General features: G+C 43.6%; 18 protein-coding genes and 2 tRNA genes. 16 read left to right on the top strand and 4 right to left on the bottom strand.

Annotated elements, in window-relative coordinates; genetic code table 11:
* Nucleotides 1-23: 23 nt before the first annotated feature.
* Nucleotides 24-1,196 carry a cystathionine beta-lyase gene (metC, locus tag ABWP91_RS15955; RefSeq protein ID WP_353244075.1) on the top strand — a complete coding sequence of 391 codons (1,173 nt, stop codon included), beginning with the start codon at nt 24-26 and terminating at the stop codon, nt 1,194-1,196.
* A gap of 88 nt (nt 1,197-1,284) precedes the next feature.
* On the opposite strand, the gene ABWP91_RS15950 is transcribed toward metC, so the two are convergent.
* A complete protein-coding gene (locus ABWP91_RS15950) occupies nt 1,285-1,557 on the bottom strand; it encodes a helix-turn-helix domain-containing protein (RefSeq protein ID WP_219244890.1) in 273 nt (90 codons plus the stop codon).
* Between the two features lie 514 nt (nt 1,558-2,071).
* Here ABWP91_RS15950 and ABWP91_RS15945 point away from each other — a divergent pair.
* Both ABWP91_RS15945 and ABWP91_RS15940 read left to right on the top strand, forming a co-directional pair.
* A complete protein-coding gene (locus ABWP91_RS15945; RefSeq protein WP_353244074.1) occupies nt 2,072-2,434 on the top strand; it encodes a DNA-binding protein in 363 nt (120 codons plus the stop codon).
* Between the two features lie 118 nt (nt 2,435-2,552).
* On the top strand, nt 2,553-2,915 hold the full coding sequence (locus ABWP91_RS15940) for a DNA-binding protein (protein WP_353244073.1): 363 nt from the start codon (nt 2,553-2,555) through the stop codon (nt 2,913-2,915).
* Nucleotides 2,916-2,946: 31 nt separating this feature from the next.
* Here ABWP91_RS15940 and ispB read toward each other — a convergent pair whose 3' ends face one another.
* A complete protein-coding gene (ispB, locus tag ABWP91_RS15935; RefSeq protein WP_353244072.1) occupies nt 2,947-3,918 on the bottom strand; it encodes an octaprenyl diphosphate synthase in 972 nt (323 codons plus the stop codon).
* 335 nt (nt 3,919-4,253) lie between these two features.
* Between ispB and rplU the strand changes: the two genes are divergently transcribed.
* The 3 genes from rplU (at nt 4,254) to cgtA (ending at nt 6,179) form a co-directional block, all read left to right on the top strand.
* Nucleotides 4,254-4,562, top strand: coding sequence for a 50S ribosomal protein L21 (gene rplU, locus ABWP91_RS15930; protein WP_004905925.1), 309 nt, complete (start codon nt 4,254-4,256; stop codon nt 4,560-4,562).
* 19 nt (nt 4,563-4,581) lie between these two features.
* Nucleotides 4,582-4,839 carry a 50S ribosomal protein L27 gene (gene rpmA / locus ABWP91_RS15925; protein ID WP_004246250.1) on the top strand — a complete coding sequence of 86 codons (258 nt, stop codon included), beginning with the start codon at nt 4,582-4,584 and terminating at the stop codon, nt 4,837-4,839.
* Between the two features lie 164 nt (nt 4,840-5,003).
* On the top strand, nt 5,004-6,179 hold the full coding sequence (gene cgtA / locus ABWP91_RS15920) for an Obg family GTPase CgtA (protein ID WP_219244885.1): 1,176 nt from the start codon (nt 5,004-5,006) through the stop codon (nt 6,177-6,179).
* A 60-nt stretch (nt 6,180-6,239) separates the two neighbouring features.
* Here cgtA and dacB read toward each other — a convergent pair whose 3' ends face one another.
* Nucleotides 6,240-7,688, bottom strand: a complete 1,449-nt coding sequence (dacB, locus tag ABWP91_RS15915; RefSeq protein WP_353244071.1) for a serine-type D-Ala-D-Ala carboxypeptidase — start codon at nt 7,686-7,688, stop codon at nt 6,240-6,242.
* Nucleotides 7,689-7,933: 245 nt separating this feature from the next.
* On the opposite strand from dacB, the gene greA reads away from it, so the two are divergent.
* The gene (greA, locus tag ABWP91_RS15910) at nt 7,934-8,410 is read left to right on the top strand and encodes a transcription elongation factor GreA (protein WP_219244883.1); all 477 of its coding nucleotides are present in this window, start codon (nt 7,934-7,936) and stop codon (nt 8,408-8,410) included.
* A gap of 118 nt (nt 8,411-8,528) precedes the next feature.
* Here the strand turns inward: greA and yhbY are convergent, their stop codons facing one another.
* The gene (gene yhbY, locus ABWP91_RS15905; RefSeq protein ID WP_004905914.1) at nt 8,529-8,822 is read right to left on the bottom strand and encodes a ribosome assembly RNA-binding protein YhbY; all 294 of its coding nucleotides are present in this window, start codon (nt 8,820-8,822) and stop codon (nt 8,529-8,531) included.
* A gap of 135 nt (nt 8,823-8,957) precedes the next feature.
* Between yhbY and rlmE the strand changes: the two genes are divergently transcribed.
* The 9 genes from rlmE to nusA all read left to right on the top strand — a co-directional run bounded on the left by rlmE (nt 8,958) and on the right by nusA (nt 17,046).
* Complete coding sequence (gene rlmE / locus ABWP91_RS15900) at nt 8,958-9,587, top strand: 23S rRNA (uridine(2552)-2'-O)-methyltransferase RlmE (protein ID WP_004905912.1); 630 nt, start codon at nt 8,958-8,960, stop codon at nt 9,585-9,587.
* 57 nt (nt 9,588-9,644) lie between these two features.
* Entirely contained in the window at nt 9,645-11,645 is a 2,001-nt protein-coding gene (gene ftsH, locus ABWP91_RS15895; protein WP_353244097.1) for an ATP-dependent zinc metalloprotease FtsH, read from the top strand.
* Between the two features lie 66 nt (nt 11,646-11,711).
* A complete protein-coding gene (gene folP, locus ABWP91_RS15890; protein ID WP_353244070.1) occupies nt 11,712-12,548 on the top strand; it encodes a dihydropteroate synthase in 837 nt (278 codons plus the stop codon).
* Nucleotides 12,549-12,552: 4 nt separating this feature from the next.
* Nucleotides 12,553-13,890 carry a phosphoglucosamine mutase gene (glmM, locus tag ABWP91_RS15885; RefSeq protein ID WP_353244069.1) on the top strand — a complete coding sequence of 446 codons (1,338 nt, stop codon included), beginning with the start codon at nt 12,553-12,555 and terminating at the stop codon, nt 13,888-13,890.
* Between the two features lie 222 nt (nt 13,891-14,112).
* The gene (gene secG / locus ABWP91_RS15880) at nt 14,113-14,457 is read left to right on the top strand and encodes a preprotein translocase subunit SecG (protein ID WP_353244068.1); all 345 of its coding nucleotides are present in this window, start codon (nt 14,113-14,115) and stop codon (nt 14,455-14,457) included.
* 115 nt (nt 14,458-14,572) lie between these two features.
* Nucleotides 14,573-14,662 (top strand) — tRNA-Leu (locus ABWP91_RS15875).
* 59 nt (nt 14,663-14,721) lie between these two features.
* Nucleotides 14,722-14,798 (top strand) — tRNA-Met (locus ABWP91_RS15870).
* 263 nt (nt 14,799-15,061) lie between these two features.
* Nucleotides 15,062-15,514, top strand: coding sequence for a ribosome maturation factor RimP (rimP, locus tag ABWP91_RS15865; protein ID WP_353244067.1), 453 nt, complete (start codon nt 15,062-15,064; stop codon nt 15,512-15,514).
* 23 nt (nt 15,515-15,537) lie between these two features.
* Nucleotides 15,538-17,046, top strand: a complete 1,509-nt coding sequence (nusA, locus tag ABWP91_RS15860) for a transcription termination factor NusA (RefSeq protein ID WP_273803440.1) — start codon at nt 15,538-15,540, stop codon at nt 17,044-17,046.
* The last annotated feature ends 3 nt before the right edge of the window (nt 17,047-17,049 follow it).

The raw sequence follows: 17,049 nt of genomic DNA, 5'->3' as shown, positions 1-17,049 counted from the left end.
AATGATGTTGATGAGAGGATCTCATGAAGAAAAAAGCAGTTTCTGAGTTTCATGTTGATACACAAGTGACCCAACTTGGGAGAGACCCTGCGAAACAAGCAGGGTTCGTAAACGCCCCTGTTTATCGTGGTTCGACAGTGGTGTTCCCAACGGTTGATGCTTTAATCAACGATAGAGCAGAATTTAACTACGGTACTGCGGGTACACCGACGATTAAACAGCTTGAGCAAGCGTGGTCTGTTCTTGCTGGCGCTGAAGGTACAGTGTTGTCACCGTCAGGGCTAGGAGCGATAGTCTTAGCTTTGTTGACGACACTGAAAACGGGCGACCACTTACTGATGCCTGATAGCGTTTATCGGCCAACCCGCAAATTTTGCCATGGGTTACTGGATAAAATGGGGATTGAGACGACTTATTATGACCCGATGATAGGTGCCGAGATTGAAACGCTCGTACAGCCAAACACCAGCACCATTTTTTTAGAATCTCCGGGTTCTCAAAGTTTTGAAATTCAAGATGTCCCAGCGATTATCGATGTGGCGAAACGGCATAATATTGCGACTATCATCGATAACACATGGGCGACGCCTCTGTTTTTTAAAGCCCATGAACTGGGCTGTGATATTTCACTAGAAGCTGGAACTAAATATTTAGGTGGCCACTCTGACTTGCTGATGGGGATTGTTTCAGCAAACCAAGCGTGGTGGCCAAAACTACGTGAAACGTATGATTACATGGCGATGTTGCCAGGAGCTGAAGATTGTTTTCTGGCTTTACGTGGCATGAGAACGCTACCGATTCGCTTAAAAGAAGCCCAAGAAAGAGCGCTAAATATCGCCCACTGGCTACAAGAACGCCCTGAGGTCATTCGAATTTTACACCCTGCATTTCCTGATTGTCCGGGGCATGAAATTTGGAAAAGGGATTTCAAGGGGTCATCAGGGTTATTTTCCATCGTGTTAGACCCGAAATATACCCAAACTGATATTGCAAAAATGCTAGATGGGCTATCAATTTTTGGTATGGGCTATTCATGGGGCGGTTTTGAAAGCTTAATTATTCCATTCAATTGTGCGGAATACCGTACAGTCACACATTGGGATCCCGGTGGCCCAACATTGCGGCTTCAAATTGGTTTAGAAAATTTAGATGATTTAAAGCAAGATTTGTCTGACGGTTTTGCACGTATGAAATAATATTTTCTTTATTGAATAATGATAAAAAGATAAAGCCGTGGATAAATACATTTTTTATTCACGGCCTTATAGTTATTTTCATCCGATCTTAATCTTCCACTGGCGTTTTTTCTCTTACTTTCCTTTCTAATAAACTACCTGTAATAGGGTCATAATAGCGGCTTGGCCAAATTTCAGATGGGTGAATTCCTAAAAAATTGGCAATAATCCATTCCCCTTTAGGCCATGGCCGTGAAAGCGCATTCGCAAGTGTTGAAGAGCTCAGCCCTGCTTCACGTGAAATTGCAGCAAGTGTCGTTCCACGCTTACGTAATGCTGCGATGATATCTGCGGGGTGCCAGTCTGACTTCCGTAAAATCATTTTTTAGTCCTTTTTTCATTCATAATCATGTAGAGTTAATGGTACGAGTAACGGGATATTGTGATACATTCAATACAATCGTCCTGTTATTGGAAATAAAATAACAGAAATTTCCCAAAATAATTTCTGATTTTTTCTAAAAATCCTATTTTATGAAACTATCGTGGTTTTTGTGAAATTAAATGGAAAGTCAGAATTAATAACTGTGAATTAAGATAAAACTTTGAAAATAAAACTAACTCTTTCGAGTTAGTATAGGGAATGACGTATATACGGCTACTCGTTACTCGTATCGGTAATATATCTAAATTACTCAACAAAATTACTTAAATTATTAGCGAGTAAATTATTTAATTATCTGTTATTAAAAGAAATTAGAATGTAAATAACATATATCATTTGCATATTATTATTTCCTGTTATTAATAAAATGAATGAGTTAACTGCTTTTAAGAAAATATAGATAGTTTTCAGCAACTGCAAATACATTGTCATCAGGACTAGGAGGGTCAGTATGTACAAGGAATGGCTAACAGCAAAAGAGTTAGTTGGATTGCAAGGGCTTCCCATGACGACCCAGGGCATTAATGCCATGGCTAGGCGTGAAAATTGGACTTGCCGCAAAAGGAAAGGTATTCAAGGAAAAGCATTGGAATACCACATTAGCTCGATACCTATTGATATTTTTGAAGGCCAATTTGTAAGCGAAACATCGCCAATCTATCAGGTAAAACGAAATGACAATTCGTTTATTTGGCAAGAGGCTTACAATCAACTTTCCGATGATGAGCGTGAGGTGATCCTCGGATTCATTATACGAGAAGGGGCTTTAGCACTAATTGATTTAATTAATAAAAAACCGTTTACAAATACTTAAGTTGTAAATAATTAATTATATAAAAATAATATTATATTTAGTCTAAATTTTTTTAACAGATGACGATTTGGTAAAGCTGCAATAGCAGGTTTCATAATATAAGCGTGAAAGTGAAGATATGAAAAAATTGTGGTTCACAGCGAAAGAGCTCGCAGGACTAGAAGGTCTACCAACTTCGCCACAGGGCGTTAACCTGATGGCAAGACGAGAGGGCTGGAAAAACCGGCGAAAGCGGGGAGTTCAAGGTAAAGCCGTTGAGTATTATATTGAAAGTCTACCCGGTGAGATTCAAGGCCAATTAAGCTTATGCGAGCCGTTAATGCCTTATCAAAGCCAACGAACAGATGCACTGCAAATCTGGTCAGAGGCTTACTATCAGCTGACAGAAACTGAACGCAATAAAATCGTCAAATACATTTTGCGTTATGGCCTATCTTCGCTACTTGCACAGATAGATGAAGACGAAAAAGGGGAAAAATAATTTTCCCCTTTTCTTAAACGGTGTAGCAAGCTTAGGAATGACGCTGGATAGCGATGTGGGCAAGCCCAATTAAAGCTTCTTTATAAATAGAATCATCAATGGCATTTAACGCACTAATTGCTTTTTGTGCTTCCTCTTGTGCACGTGCATATGTGTACTCAAGTGAACCACAGCGCTTCATCGTTGCTAAAACGGTCTCTAACAAATGACGGCCATTGCCTTGCTCAATAGCTTGGCGAATCAATGCAGACTCTTCTTCATTTCCATTTTGCATGGCGTGAAGAAGAGGGAGCGTTGGCTTACCTTCATCGAGGTCATCACCCGTATTTTTACCTAATTGGGCATTGTCAGCATCGTAATCCAGTAAATCATCAATTAGCTGGAAAGCGGTGCCAATATAACGACCATAATCCTGTAATGCTTTTTCTTGCTCAGGCGTTGCATTCGCTAAAATAGCCGATGCATGAGCCGCAGCTTCAAATAAACGTGCCGTTTTACTGTAGATCACTTGCATGTAGTTTTCTTCAGTAATATTTGGATCATTACAGTTCATGAGCTGTAAAACTTCACCTTCCGCGATCACGTTAGTCGCTTCAGACATAAGTTTAAGAACGCGCATCGAATCAAGATCCGTCATCATCTGGAAGGATCGCGTATAAATAAAGTCACCCACTAATACACTTGCAGCGTTACCAAACACTGCATTCGCAGTTTGTTTTCCGCGGCGCATATCAGATTCATCAACAACATCATCATGCAATAATGTTGCGGTATGGATGAACTCGATCAATGCAGCGACTTGGGTATGTTTATGCCCAGAGTAGCCTAAGGATCTTCCTGCCAGTATGGCGATCATCGGGCGGATCCTTTTACCTCCACCACTGACAATGTAATAACCAAGCTGGTTAATTAGCGCAACATCTGAATTCAATTGACTGAGGATGGCTTCGTTTACCGCTGACATATCCTCAGTTGTCAGTTCAATAATAGATTCTAAATTCATCGTAATTTATTCATATTATTAGTTTTTGGTTCATTCCCTGAATAGCAAAATGGGAGACCGAATAGAACACTTATACCATTAGCATAACATTATTAATAATAAGATTATCAGGTGTGATGCAAAAAATGTTTAAATAAGTAACAATTTGAGTTATTGGCACTAAATCAGTACTAAAAAGAGGTTGTTGAGAAAAAAGTCGTATTTTTTGTCATCTAACCGCATTATTGGCTTGTGTTCTGATGCTTTTTTGCGTAGAATTCGCGCCCTATTGTGAATATTTTATAGCGTGCTCTGGAATTGAAATATTTAGCGAGTACGCGGAAAGCGGAGTTAATATGTACGCGGTTTTCCAAAGTGGTGGTAAACAACACCGAGTTAGCGAAGGTCAAACTGTCCGCCTAGAAAAGCTGGACATCGCAACAGGTGAAACTGTTGAATTTGATCAAGTTTTAATGGTTGCTAATGGCGATGAGATCCAAATCGGCGCTCCTGTCGTTGAAGGCGTTAAAGTGAAAGCGGAAGTGGTTGCACACGGTCGTGGCGAGAAAGTCAAAATCGTCAAATTCCGTCGTCGTAAACATAGCCGTAAACAACAGGGTCATCGTCAGTGGTTCACTGATGTTAAGATCACTGTCATCGCTTAAGATTTAGGAGAGCAGATTAATGGCACATAAAAAGGCTGGTGGTTCGACTCGTAACGGTCGTGACTCAGAAGCAAAACGTTTAGGTGTTAAACGTTTTGGTGGTGAAGCTGTATTAGCAGGTAGCATCATCGTTCGTCAACGTGGTACTAAGTTCCACGCAGGCACCAACGTAGGTTGTGGCCGTGACCACACTCTATTCGCATTAGCGGATGGTAAAGTGAAATTTGAAGTTAAAGGTCCAAACAATCGTAAATTTATCAGCATCGAAGCTGAATAAGTTTTCTGATCTTTAATTCAGACTTAAAGCCCTGCAAAACTTTTTGCGGGGCTTTTTATATTCAGATATTTGATCTTTAATGAACTACACACGTATTAAAGATGCACCATCTCTGAGTAGAACAGCCATCCAGCGTTATGCGGCTCAGAAGCGGAGAAAGAGTTATGAAATTTGTAGATGAAGCCAAAATATTGGTCGTGGCAGGAGATGGTGGCAATGGTTGTGTCAGCTTCCGCCGTGAAAAGTACATCCCGAAAGGGGGACCTGACGGTGGTGACGGTGGCGATGGTGGGGATGTTTACTTACAAGCAGACGAAAACCTCAACACGTTAATCGATTACCGCTTTGAAAAATCATTCCGTGCAGAACGTGGTCAAAATGGCCAAAGCCGTGAATGTACAGGTAAACGTGGTCAAGATATCACGGTTAAAGTGCCGATAGGAACGCGTGTACGCGATCTTGGCACTAATGAAGTACTTTGTGACATGACGCGTCATGAACAGCGCCACATGGTCGCTAAGGGCGGTTTCCATGGCCTTGGAAATACCCGTTTTAAATCATCAGTCAACCGTGCCCCACGCCAACGTACCATGGGTACGAAAGGTGAGACACGCGAAATACTGTTAGAATTAATGCTGTTAGCAGATGTTGGGATGTTGGGAATGCCTAATGCGGGTAAATCCACATTCATTCGTTCTGTCTCTGCGGCAAAACCAAAAGTGGCAGACTATCCGTTTACCACATTAGTGCCAAGCTTAGGTGTGGTACGTATGGATAACGAGCAAAGCTTCGTTGTGGCGGATATCCCAGGGTTGATCGAAGGGGCTGCGGAAGGTGCGGGTCTTGGGATCCAATTCCTGAAACACTTAGAGCGTTGCCGTGTCTTGCTGCATCTGATCGACATTTGTCCGATCGATGAATCTGATCCTGTTGAAAATGCGAAGATCATAATCAGCGAATTAGAAAAATACAGTGAAAAATTGGCTGCAAAACCACGTTGGTTAGTCTTCAACAAGATTGATATCTTAGGCGAAGAAGAATCTGCGGCTCGCGCAGCTGAAATTGCCAAAGCAATGGGCTGGGAAGATAAATTCTACATGATTTCAGCGGTTAACCATGAAGGTGTGAAAGCACTGTGCTGGGATATCATGGAGTTTATGAATACTCAACCACGTGATATGGCAACGACTGAAGATGTGCAGCAACCAGAGAAAGTAGAATTTATGTGGGATGATTACCACAAAGAGCAACTTTCTGGTGCTGAAGACGTTGACGATGACTGGGATGATGATTGGGATGAAGATGACGATGAAGGCGTCGAAATCATTTACCAAAAATAATTCATCTTAGAAATACAAAAAGGCGCAAAAGCGCCTTTTTTAATGGATGAAACTTAGCAATTAGTTGTTTTTATACAGGTCTTTATATAACCGACTTTCGAAACGAACTAAGGGGACTCGGCGGCTACGTTGTTGGCTTTGTGGAACCGCATAAGCAGAGATAAACTGTACAAATGCAACGCGTTGCCCGCTCGCGGTGGTAATAAAGCCTGCGAGGTTATATACCCCTTGCAATGCCCCTGTTTTTGCCGAAACTTTACCATTTACACCCGCTTCATCGAAGCCTCCTCGGTAGCGCAATGTGCCATCGTGACCTGCAAGGGGGAGCATGGAAATAAAATCAAGCTGTTGATCATTTTTAGCAATAAACTGGAGGATTTCCATCATCGTTGATGGTGTGATCAAGTTGTGGCGAGAAAGTCCGGATCCATCCACCATTACGGTATTGCCAAGATCGATCCCCGCCTTTTGTTTCAGCACTTGCCTGACAGCATCGGATCCAGATCGCCAAGTTCCCGGTACACCATAATATTCACGGCCAATTGTCCGAAAAACGGTATCGGCGATCATATTGTCGGATTTTTTCAGCATCACTTTAAGTAAGTCATGGAGTGGCTTAGATTCCGTTTTAACCAATACTTGTGATTGCGCGGTTGGTTGTGTGCGTTTTTTGACATTGCCAGTGAGCTCAATGCCCGCGGTTTTTAATTCATTTTTGACAATCGCTCCTGAGTAGCTCGCCCCATTTTGTACTGCAAAAGCGAGTGGAAGCGGCTCACTGCGTTGGGTTAAACAGCCTGTTAAGGTATAGCGGTTTAATTCCCCGGGCACGACATCTAATTCACAGTAGCGCGCTTCTGGTGAGCCCTTAGCGAGTGTTTTGACTTCGCTGAACATATTTACAGGGTAAAAATTGGCGGTTTTGATAAATGCCATATCCCCTGCGCGTTCGGCAGGGTAAAGCGAAACTGAAAAACAATTTCGGTCAATGATTGCAGCGGCTGGCGGGGCACTAAAACACTGGGTCATATCATTCCACACCCAACCCGGCGCTTTATCATGGCTGGCGAATGCAGAAATATCGACAATCAAGTCACCCTCGACTTTGTGGATACCAATTTGCTTCAACGCATTTGCCATATTACGAATTTGTTGGCGGGTAAGCGTTGGGTCGCCACTAAAGCGAATCACTAAATCCCCCGATAACGTATTATTATTCAGTTTGGCGCTTGTTTCGAAATTAGTGACAAAACGGTAGTCTGGCCCCAGTTGCAGTAATGCGGCAAGGGCGGTAACGACTTTTTGTGTACTTGCGGGGAGCGCCATTTGTTGTGCATTATAGTCAATCAATGGGGTATTACTTCCCACTTTCTGCGCGACCAGAGCGAGGTTAGTGCCGTCTGGCAGGTGTTGCTTGTACTCATCAATGGGAATAGCAAAAACTTGGCTACTAGCTAAGGCAATTCCGAAAGAGAGTATCCATTTTCTGGTTAAGTTAAGTAATGACATAGATTTCACGCATTAAAGTGGACATACTGCACATACTAAAGTGTAATGCCTTATAAAGTAAACGATGACCCGTTATTAAGTCTCAGTTAAAATAACGTACATTATGATAAGATAAATGAGTACATGAGTCTGATTGAGTTATTTACTTAGAGCCCCCCTGATTTTCAGAGGTGTTCGGTGTACTGTTGTTACAAAATCAGGAAGATACTTGTTTTTAGATAGGATTGAAACCGAGGTATTTATTAATGAAACAGATCCCGATGACGGTATTTGGTGCGGACAAACTAAGAGAGGAGCTTGAGTTCCTGAAATCTGTCCGCCGCCCAGAAATCATTGCATCAATCGCCGAAGCGCGTGAACACGGTGATTTAAAAGAAAATGCGGAATATCATGCAGCTCGAGAGCAGCAAGGTTTTTGTGAAGGCCGTATTCAAGAAATCGAAGGGAAACTTTCACACGCACAAGTCATTGATGTGACCAAAATGGTCAACAATGGTCGCGTGATTTTCGGTGCAACAGTGACGGTATTGAATGTTGATACTGATGAAGAGCTGACGTATCGTATTGTGGGTGATGACGAAGCGGATATCAAAGTGAATTTAATTTCTGTTAACTCACCTATAGCGCGTGGTTTGATAGGGAAAGAGGTCGATGATGCGGTCTCAATCAAAACTCCAGGCGGAGATGTCGAGTTCGAAATTCTTAAAGTTGAGTATATCTGATTCCTATTTCCCTGAATTAGCTATATTATTTCCCTGATTTAAAGAAAAAGGCCGCAGGCGGCCTTTTTCTTCATATAAAACGTGCTTTCAATGGCATTTTTATATAAATGATGGGTTATTATTTAGGTAAAATGATTTTGCGATCTGCCGACGGGCGATAGATGACAAGAATTTTACCGATAATTTGTACATTTACTGCACCAGTTTCGCGAACAATCGCATCAGCGATCAAATTTTTGGTATCACGATCTTCGCCTGCGATTTTGACTTTGATAAGCTCATGATGTGCTAGAGAGAGTTCAATCTCAGCTAAGACACCTTCGGTTAAGCCGTTGTTGCCAATCATAACAACAGGGTTTAAGTGGTGAGCGAGACTTTTTAGGTGCTGAATTTGTTTTTTATTAAGATTCATCGATTTTTTGCTTGGTTAGTATTGAAAATGGCTTATTCTACCGCCATCTGATATCTATCACCATCAATTATATCTGTTCGATGGTAAAGAAGCAGCAATATCGTTGTAGATCTTTTAGTATAGTTGGAAAGCACAATGGCCAATAAAAAACGTTCGGCAAGCTCAAGTCGCTGGTTGCAAGAACATTTTAGTGATAAATATGTTCAGCAAGCACAAAAGAAAGGGTTACGCTCACGTGCATGGTTTAAACTGGAGGAAATCCAGCAAGGTGATAAAATTTTTAAACCAGGTATGACCGTTGTTGATTTAGGTGCTGCCCCGGGGGGCTGGTCACAATACGTTGTTAGTCAAATAGGTCATAATGGTCGAGTGATTGCATGTGACTTATTACCGATGGACCCAATCGTTGGCGTGGATTTCCTGCAAGGGGATTTTCGTGACGAAGCAGTGCTCGCCGCTTTGCTAGAACGAGTTGGCGACAAAAAAGTACAGGTGGTCATGTCTGACATGGCGCCAAATATGAGTGGGACACCGGCGGTTGATATACCTCGCTCTATGTATCTGGTTGAATTAGCATTGGATATGTGCCGTGCAGTATTGGCACCTGGGGGAAGTTTTATTGTTAAAGTGTTTCAGGGAGAAGGCTTTGACGACTACCTTAGGGATATCCGTTCCCTGTTTACGAAAGTAAAAGTTCGTAAACCTGAATCTTCGCGGGCTCGATCGCGTGAAGTATACATTGTAGCGACAGGACTAAAACTATAGTACCCTGAGCGTTATTTGTTAACACAGTTGTAATATGAGGTTAATCCCTTGAGTGACATGGCGAAAAACCTAATTCTCTGGTTAGTCATCGCAGTTGTTCTGATGTCCTTGTTCCAGAGTTTTGGCCCAAGCGATTCGAATAGTCGCAGAGTTGATTATTCAACGTTTATCAATGAGTTAGCCCAGGATCAGGTACGTGAAGTTCGTATCACAGGTCGTGAATTGAACGTCAGAAAGGCTGATAATAGCCGCTATACAACTTATCTTCCTATGCAGGACGAGAAGCTGTTAGACACCATGCTGAACAAGCATGTAACTGTCGTTGGTGAACCACCAGAAGAACCTAGCTTACTGACATCTATTTTCATTTCCTGGTTCCCAATGCTTCTGTTGATTGGTGTCTGGATTTTCTTTATGCGCCAAATGCAAGGTGGCGGCGGCAAAGGGGCAATGTCATTCGGCAAAAGTAAAGCCCGCATGCTGACAGAAGATCAGATCAAAACAACATTTGCAGACGTTGCTGGGTGTGACGAAGCCAAAGAAGAAGTCGGCGAGATTGTTGAGTTCCTGCGTGAACCGGCTCGCTTCCAAAAACTTGGCGGTAAAATTCCTAAAGGCGTCCTGATGGTAGGTCCTCCAGGTACGGGTAAAACCTTACTTGCGAAAGCTATCGCAGGCGAAGCTAAAGTGCCATTCTTCACCATTTCGGGTTCCGACTTCGTCGAAATGTTTGTGGGTGTGGGTGCTTCGCGTGTTCGTGATATGTTCGAACAAGCGAAAAAAGCAGCGCCTTGTATCATCTTTATCGATGAAATCGATGCCGTGGGTCGCCAACGTGGTGCCGGTTTAGGTGGTGGTCACGATGAACGTGAGCAAACCCTGAACCAGATGCTGGTTGAGATGGACGGTTTCGAAGGCAACGAAGGGATTATTGTTATCGCGGCAACTAACCGTGCAGACGTTCTTGACCCTGCGTTATTACGTCCAGGTCGTTTTGACCGTCAGGTCGTCGTTGGTTTACCAGACGTACGTGGCCGTGAGCAAATCCTGAAAGTGCATATGCGTCGTGTGCCTATCGACCCAAGCGTAGACACATTCATTCTTGCTCGTGCAACACCCGGTTTCTCAGGTGCTGAATTAGCAAACTTGGTTAACGAAGCTGCGCTATTTGCCGCTCGCGCAAATATGCGTGTCGTTTCCATGGTTGAATTTGAAAAAGCGCGTGACAAAATTTGGATGGGCGCAGAGCGTCGTTCTCTGATGATGACCGAAGAGCAAAAAGAATCAACGGCTTACCACGAAGGTGGCCACATGATTATCGGTCACTTAATGCCAGAGCATGACCCTGTTCATAAAGTTACCATCGTTCCTCGTGGTCAAGCATTGGGTGTGGCGTTCTTCTTACCAGAAGGTGATGAAGTGAGCCGTAGCCGCTTGAAGCTCGAAGGTATGATTGCAACTGCGTATGCAGGTCGTATTGCCGAAGAACTGATTTATGGTCGTGATAAAATCACTACAGGTGCTTCTTCCGATATTCAGTTTGCAACCAATACAGCACGCAACATGGTGACGCAGTGGGGCTTCTCAGACCGCTTAGGCCCAATGCAATACTCAAAAGAAGAAGGTCCTGCATTCTTAGGTCGTTCTTCTGGTAATGGTTCTGGAATTTCGGATGAAACAGCACGCATTGTTGATGAAGAAATCAAGAAAATCTTAGACCACTGTTACCAACTGGCTTACAAAACACTGGAAGACAATATCGATATTCTGCATGCAACGAAAGATGCATTGCTGAAATATGAAACTATCGATATGCCAATGATTGATGATTTAATGAATCGTCGTCCAGTGCGTGAACCTGCGGGTTGGGATGAGGACAAAAAAGTCAGCAATGTGACAGGAACATTTGGTAAAGGTCCATCAAATGTTGAGAAAACAGCTGAAAAACCTCAATCTGAAGAACCTCAATCTGAAGAACCTCAGAACAGTGCTGAAGAGCCAAGCAATAATTCTGATGAATCTAATCCATCGGATAATAACGATAACAAGCCACAATAAGCTGTCGTTAAAATAAATCATAAAGCCCCAGTTCGCTGGGGTTTTTTTCGTTAAGGAAAAATAAATATGCATATTAAAGCCAGAGGCCGCCTCCTTGACTTATCTACCCCACAAGTGATGGGGATTTTGAATGTCACTCCAGATTCATTTTCAGATGGTGGCACTCATAATCGTTATCATGATGCGTTAGAGCATGTCGCTAAGATGGTGCAAGAAGGCGCGACGATTATTGATATCGGTGGTGAATCAACGCGTCCCGGTGCAGCTGAGGTTTCAGTGAGTGAAGAGCTAGATCGTGTCGTGCCTGTCGTGGAAGCCATTGCTAAGCGGTTTGATGTGTGGATTTCTGTTGATACTTCAAAAGCGCAGGTGATGGCCGAAGCGGCGAAAGCCGGTATGCATATCATTAATGATATTCGTTCACTCCATGAACCCGATGCGTTAAGCGTGGCCGCGCAAACGGGCTTGCCTGTGTGCATTATGCACATGCAAGGCCAGCCAAGAACCATGCAAGAAGCGCCAGATTATGAAAATGTGGTGCGCGAAGTTCAAGCCTATCTTGACGGCGAAATTACCCGTTGTGTGGCTGCGGGTATTGAGCGGCAGCAAATAATCCTTGATCCAGGCTTTGGATTTGGGAAGAACTTGTCGCATAATTACCAATTATTGGCAAACTTAGAACAATTTCATAATTTCGGACTACCGCTATTGGCAGGGATGTCACGTAAATCTATGATTGGACAATTATTGAATGTTCCACCGCAAGAACGCCTCGCGGGTAGCCTCTCTTGTGCAGTGATTGCAGCAATGCAAGGCGCTCATATCATTCGCGTCCATGATGTGAAAGAAACCGTACAAGCGATGCAAGTGGTGCAGATGACTCTGTCAGAAAAGGAAAAATAAGCGTATGAGCTCTCGTAAATATTTTGGTACTGATGGTATTCGTGGCAAAGTGGGCGATAGCCCAATTACCCCTGATTTTGTTTTAAAATTAGGTTGGGCGGCAGGGAAAGTGCTGGCTCGCCACGGTTCACGTAAGATTATCATCGGTAAAGATACGCGTATTTCTGGCTATATGTTGGAATCTTCCTTGGAAGCAGGCTTAGCTGCGGCAGGTTTATCAGCCTCTTTTACGGGCCCAATGCCAACCCCTGCGGTTGCTTATTTGACTCGTACCTTCCGCGCTGAAGCGGGTATTGTTATTTCGGCTTCCCATAACCCTTACTACGATAACGGCATCAAATTTTTCTCTATTGATGGCACAAAGCTGCCAGATGAAGTAGAAGAAGCTATCGAAGCCGAAATGGAAAAGCCAATTACCTGCGTTGAATCCGCAGAGCTAGGCCGCGCAAACCGTATCGTGGATGCAGCAGGTCGTTATATCGAATTCTGTAAAGGCACATTTCCGAACGAGCAAAGCCTCTCTAGCTTGAAAATTGTTATCGACTGCGCCAATGGTGCAACTTACCACATTGCCCCGAACGTATTTCGTGAATTAGGTGCTGAAGTTATCACAATTGGTTGCGATCCTAACGGTATCAACATCAACGAAGAATGTGGTGCAACAGACGTTCGTCAGTTACAACAAAAAGTGTTAGAAGAAAAAGCCCATGTTGGCTTAGCGTTTGATGGTGACGGTGACCGTATCATCATGGTTGACCATCTTGGCGAAAAAGTCGATGGCGACCAAATTCTGTATATTATTGCCCGTGAAGCGCTACGCCAAGGCCAATTAAAAGGCGGCGTTGTTGGTACGCTGATGAGCAATATGGGGTTAGAAATTGCCCTGAAACAGCTTGGGATCCCATTTGAACGTGCAAAAGTGGGTGACCGCTATGTACTGGAAAAATTACAGGAAAAAAGCTGGCGCATGGGGGCTGAAAACTCAGGCCACGTGATTTTGCTGGATAAAACGACCACAGGTGACGGGATTGTTGCAGGCTTACAAGTGCTGAGCGCAATGGTTCGCAACCATATGAGCCTTCACGACTTATGCAGCGGCATGAAATTACTGCCACAGGTGTTGGTCAATGTACGCTTTAAAGGTAAGCATGACCCTCTGCAAAGTGATGCGGTGGTTGCAGCTAATGAAGAAGTTGAAAAACAATTGGCAGGTAAAGGCCGCGTATTACTGAGAAAATCAGGAACTGAGCCGTTAATTCGTGTCATGGTTGAAGGCGAAAATGAAGCTGACGTAACGGCGATGGCAAATCGCATTGCTGATGCGGTAAAAGCAGCGGGTTAATTGCTGTTAAGTAAAAGCTGGGCAATATTTCGAACATTTGTTGTTTTTTTCTGCAAATAGACAAGTGAGGCTCAAAATAGACTTGCTTGTCAGCTCAGCTTTGGTTAGTATTCGCACCTGCTCAATCCTGTAAGGGCTTTCCTTTATCGCAGTGAATGGGTGGGTGTGCAGTAATAGAGGTCATAGCAAAGGCTATGCACCGCAACTGAATAGGTAACTCAAATGTACGTAGCTCTCTTAATCATTCTCTTGGTAGCAGCTATTGGGCTTATTAGCCTGATCATGTTACAGCAAGGAAAAGGTGCTGACATGGGTGCATCATTCGGTGCGGGCGCTTCTGCAACACTGTTTGGTTCATCGGGTTCAGGTAACTTCATGACCCGTATGACTGGAATCTTGGCTGCGGTGTTTTTCATCATCAGTTTAATACTTGGCAATATGACTGCGAATAAGTATGGAACTGCTAGTGGTAGCAAGTGGGAAAACATTAGTGAACCTGCAAAAGTCGAGCAACCAACAGACGTTCCGGCAGCACCAGCTACACCAACGAGTGACATTCCTCGTTAAGTGTTAGAGATTCCGAATGAAGGCAGTTATGCCATCATTAAGCAGTAAGCTCAGAAATGAGTGAGAAGTTAAAAATTTGAGGTTATTGATATTACATTGATAACCTCGCCTCAGTGCCGAGGTGGTGAAATTGGTATACACGCTACCTTGAGGTGGTAGTGCCTACAAAACGGGCGTACGGGTTCAAGTCCCGTCCTCGGCACCATTATTTTAGATGGCTTGTGATTTACAGGTTATCTGTGTAGAATATGTCACGTTTTCGAACGCGGGATGGAGCAGCTTGGTAGCTCGTCGGGCTCATAACCCGAAGGTCGTTGGTTCAAATCCAGCTCCCGCAACCATTTCTTATTTACATACCTTGTCAGTATCGAAGTCAATAGTAGCTATCCGATGATGCAGTTGTCATATAGTAATCAGGTTTATTATCAAACCTAGCTCTCAAAATTTCTCATCGATTTCTCTAGACTTTACAGGTATAATAAGAACATGGTGAACCCGTGCACTACAGGGTCCAGTTACAAAAGCCCCGAATTTCGGGGTTTTTTGTTATTTGACAATCGAATTAACTGGGCTATATGCCCTTTTTTTATGTCTGGGGGTGGGCTTGTCCACATTAGAACAGAAATTAACAGAGATGATTTCAGCACCGGTGGAGGCGCTAGGCTTTGAATTCGTTGGCTTAGAGTTTATCCGTGGTCGCACATCGACACTGCGTGTCTTCATCGATAGTGAAGAAGGCATCACTGTTGATGATTGTGCTGATGTCAGCCATCAGGTGAGCGCAGTATTGGACGTCGAAGATCCAATCTCCGTGATTTATAACCTGGAAATATCGTCACCAGGGCTTGAACGTCCTTTATTCACCGTTGCTCACTATGAGCATTTTATAGGTGAAGAGGTGGCTCTGACTTTACGTATAGCGATGCAGAACCGCCGTAGATGGCAAGGTATTATCAAGTCCGTAGACGGTGAAATGATTACGGTTACTGTAGATGGTAAGGATGAGGTGTTCGCCCTCGGCAACATCCAGAAAGCTAACTTGGTACCCCACTTTTAATAAAGTTCAATGAGGCAACTAGGATGAATAAAGAAATTCTGGCTGTTGTAGAAGCGGTTTCTAACGAAAAATCCCTCCCTCGTGAAAAAATCTTCGAGGCTCTGGAAACTGCATTAGCGACGGCGACCAAAAAGAAATACGAGCAAGAAATTGATGTCCGTGTTGAAATCGACCGCAAATCAGGTGATTTTGATACGTTTCGCCGTTGGTTAATTGTGGATGAAGTCACAATGCCAACGCGTGAAATCACATTAGAAGCAGCACAATTTGAAGATCCAGAACTGCAATTAGGCGGTTATGTTGAAGATCAAATTGAGTCTGTTGTGTTTGACCGTATTACGACGCAAACAGCAAAACAAGTTATCGTACAAAAAGTGCGTGAAGCAGAACGTGCGATGGTTGTTGACCAATTCCGCGAGCACCAAGGTGAAATTATCACTGCTCAAGTGAAGAAAGTTAACCGTGAAAACATCACGTTAGACTTAGGTAACAATGCGGAAGCGGTTATTCTGCGTGAAGATATGTTGCCACGCGAAAACTTCCGTCCAGGTGACCGCATTCGTGGAGTCCTGTATGATGTACGTCCTGAAGCTCGCGGCGCACAACTTTTCGTTACGCGTTCTCGCCCTGAAATGCTGGTTGAATTATTCCGCATTGAAGTGCCAGAAATTGGCGAAGAAATTATTGAAATCAAAGCTGCTGCGCGTGACCCTGGTTCCCGTGCCAAAATCGCAGTAAAAACCAACGATAAGCGTATTGACCCAGTGGGTGCTTGTGTTGGTATGCGTGGTGCGCGAGTTCAAGCCGTTTCGAGCGAATTAGGCGGCGAGAGAATTGATATTGTGTTATGGGATGATAACCCAGCTCAATTCGTTATTAATGCAATGGCTCCGGCTGATGTTGCATCTATCGTGGTCGATGAAGACAACTGCACGATGGATGTTGCCGTTGAAAGCAGTAACTTAGCTCAAGCAATCGGACGTAACGGACAAAACGTACGTTTAGCCGCTCAGTTGCTGAAAATACACCGTGGTGATGACAAATGGGAACTGAATGTCATGACCGCAGAAGAGCTGCATGCAAAACATCAGGCAGAAGCACATGCTTCTATTGAAACATTCACCAAGCATCTTGATATTGATGAAGAGTTCGCCACTACACTTGTTGAAGAAGGCTTCTCGACGTTAGAAGAACTGGCTTACGTGCCTATTAATGAACTTCTGGAAATTGACGGTCTTGATGAAGATACCGTTGAAGTTCTACGTGAAAGAGCGAAAGCGGCCCTCACCACCATTGAATTGGCTCAAAAAGAGAGCCTCGGTGATAATCAGCCAGCAGAAGAGTTGTTGAATCTTGAAGGTATGGATCGTACTCTGGCCTATAATTTGGCAACTCGTGGTATCTGTACACTAGAAGATCTTGCTGAGCAGGGCATCGACGACCTGATTGATATTGAAGGTCTGGATAATGAGAAAGCAGGTACGCTCATTATGGCCGCACGTAATATTTGCTGGTTCGGTAACGATGCGTAAACA

It is taken from the genome of Providencia sp. (assembly GCF_040396775.1).
GTDB lineage: Bacteria > Pseudomonadota > Gammaproteobacteria > Enterobacterales > Enterobacteriaceae > Providencia.
The sequence above is the reverse complement of the archived record's forward strand: the minus strand, read 5'-3'. Positions and strand labels throughout refer to the sequence as shown.

Coding starts and splice junctions, on each gene's coding strand:
- ABWP91_RS15945 (WP_353244074.1), top strand. CDS start 2,072: ATGTACAAGGAATGGCTAACAGCAAAAGAGTTAGTTGGATTGCAAGGG.
- ABWP91_RS15940 (WP_353244073.1), top strand. CDS start 2,553: ATGAAAAAATTGTGGTTCACAGCGAAAGAGCTCGCAGGACTAGAAGGT.
- ABWP91_RS15950 (WP_219244890.1), bottom strand. CDS start 1,557: ATGATTTTACGGAAGTCAGACTGGCACCCCGCAGATATCATCGCAGCA.
- yhbY (WP_004905914.1), bottom strand. CDS start 8,822: ATGAATCTTAATAAAAAACAAATTCAGCACCTAAAAAGTCTCGCTCAC.
- cgtA (WP_219244885.1), top strand. CDS start 5,004: ATGAAATTTGTAGATGAAGCCAAAATATTGGTCGTGGCAGGAGATGGT.
- nusA (WP_273803440.1), top strand. CDS start 15,538: ATGAATAAAGAAATTCTGGCTGTTGTAGAAGCGGTTTCTAACGAAAAA.
- glmM (WP_353244069.1), top strand. CDS start 12,553: ATGAGCTCTCGTAAATATTTTGGTACTGATGGTATTCGTGGCAAAGTG.
- rplU (WP_004905925.1), top strand. CDS start 4,254: ATGTACGCGGTTTTCCAAAGTGGTGGTAAACAACACCGAGTTAGCGAA.
- greA (WP_219244883.1), top strand. CDS start 7,934: ATGAAACAGATCCCGATGACGGTATTTGGTGCGGACAAACTAAGAGAG.
- ftsH (WP_353244097.1), top strand. CDS start 9,645: ATGGCGAAAAACCTAATTCTCTGGTTAGTCATCGCAGTTGTTCTGATG.
- dacB (WP_353244071.1), bottom strand. CDS start 7,688: ATGTCATTACTTAACTTAACCAGAAAATGGATACTCTCTTTCGGAATT.
- metC (WP_353244075.1), top strand. CDS start 24: ATGAAGAAAAAAGCAGTTTCTGAGTTTCATGTTGATACACAAGTGACC.
- secG (WP_353244068.1), top strand. CDS start 14,113: ATGTACGTAGCTCTCTTAATCATTCTCTTGGTAGCAGCTATTGGGCTT.
- ispB (WP_353244072.1), bottom strand. CDS start 3,918: ATGAATTTAGAATCTATTATTGAACTGACAACTGAGGATATGTCAGCG.
- folP (WP_353244070.1), top strand. CDS start 11,712: ATGCATATTAAAGCCAGAGGCCGCCTCCTTGACTTATCTACCCCACAA.
- rpmA (WP_004246250.1), top strand. CDS start 4,582: ATGGCACATAAAAAGGCTGGTGGTTCGACTCGTAACGGTCGTGACTCA.
- rlmE (WP_004905912.1), top strand. CDS start 8,958: ATGGCCAATAAAAAACGTTCGGCAAGCTCAAGTCGCTGGTTGCAAGAA.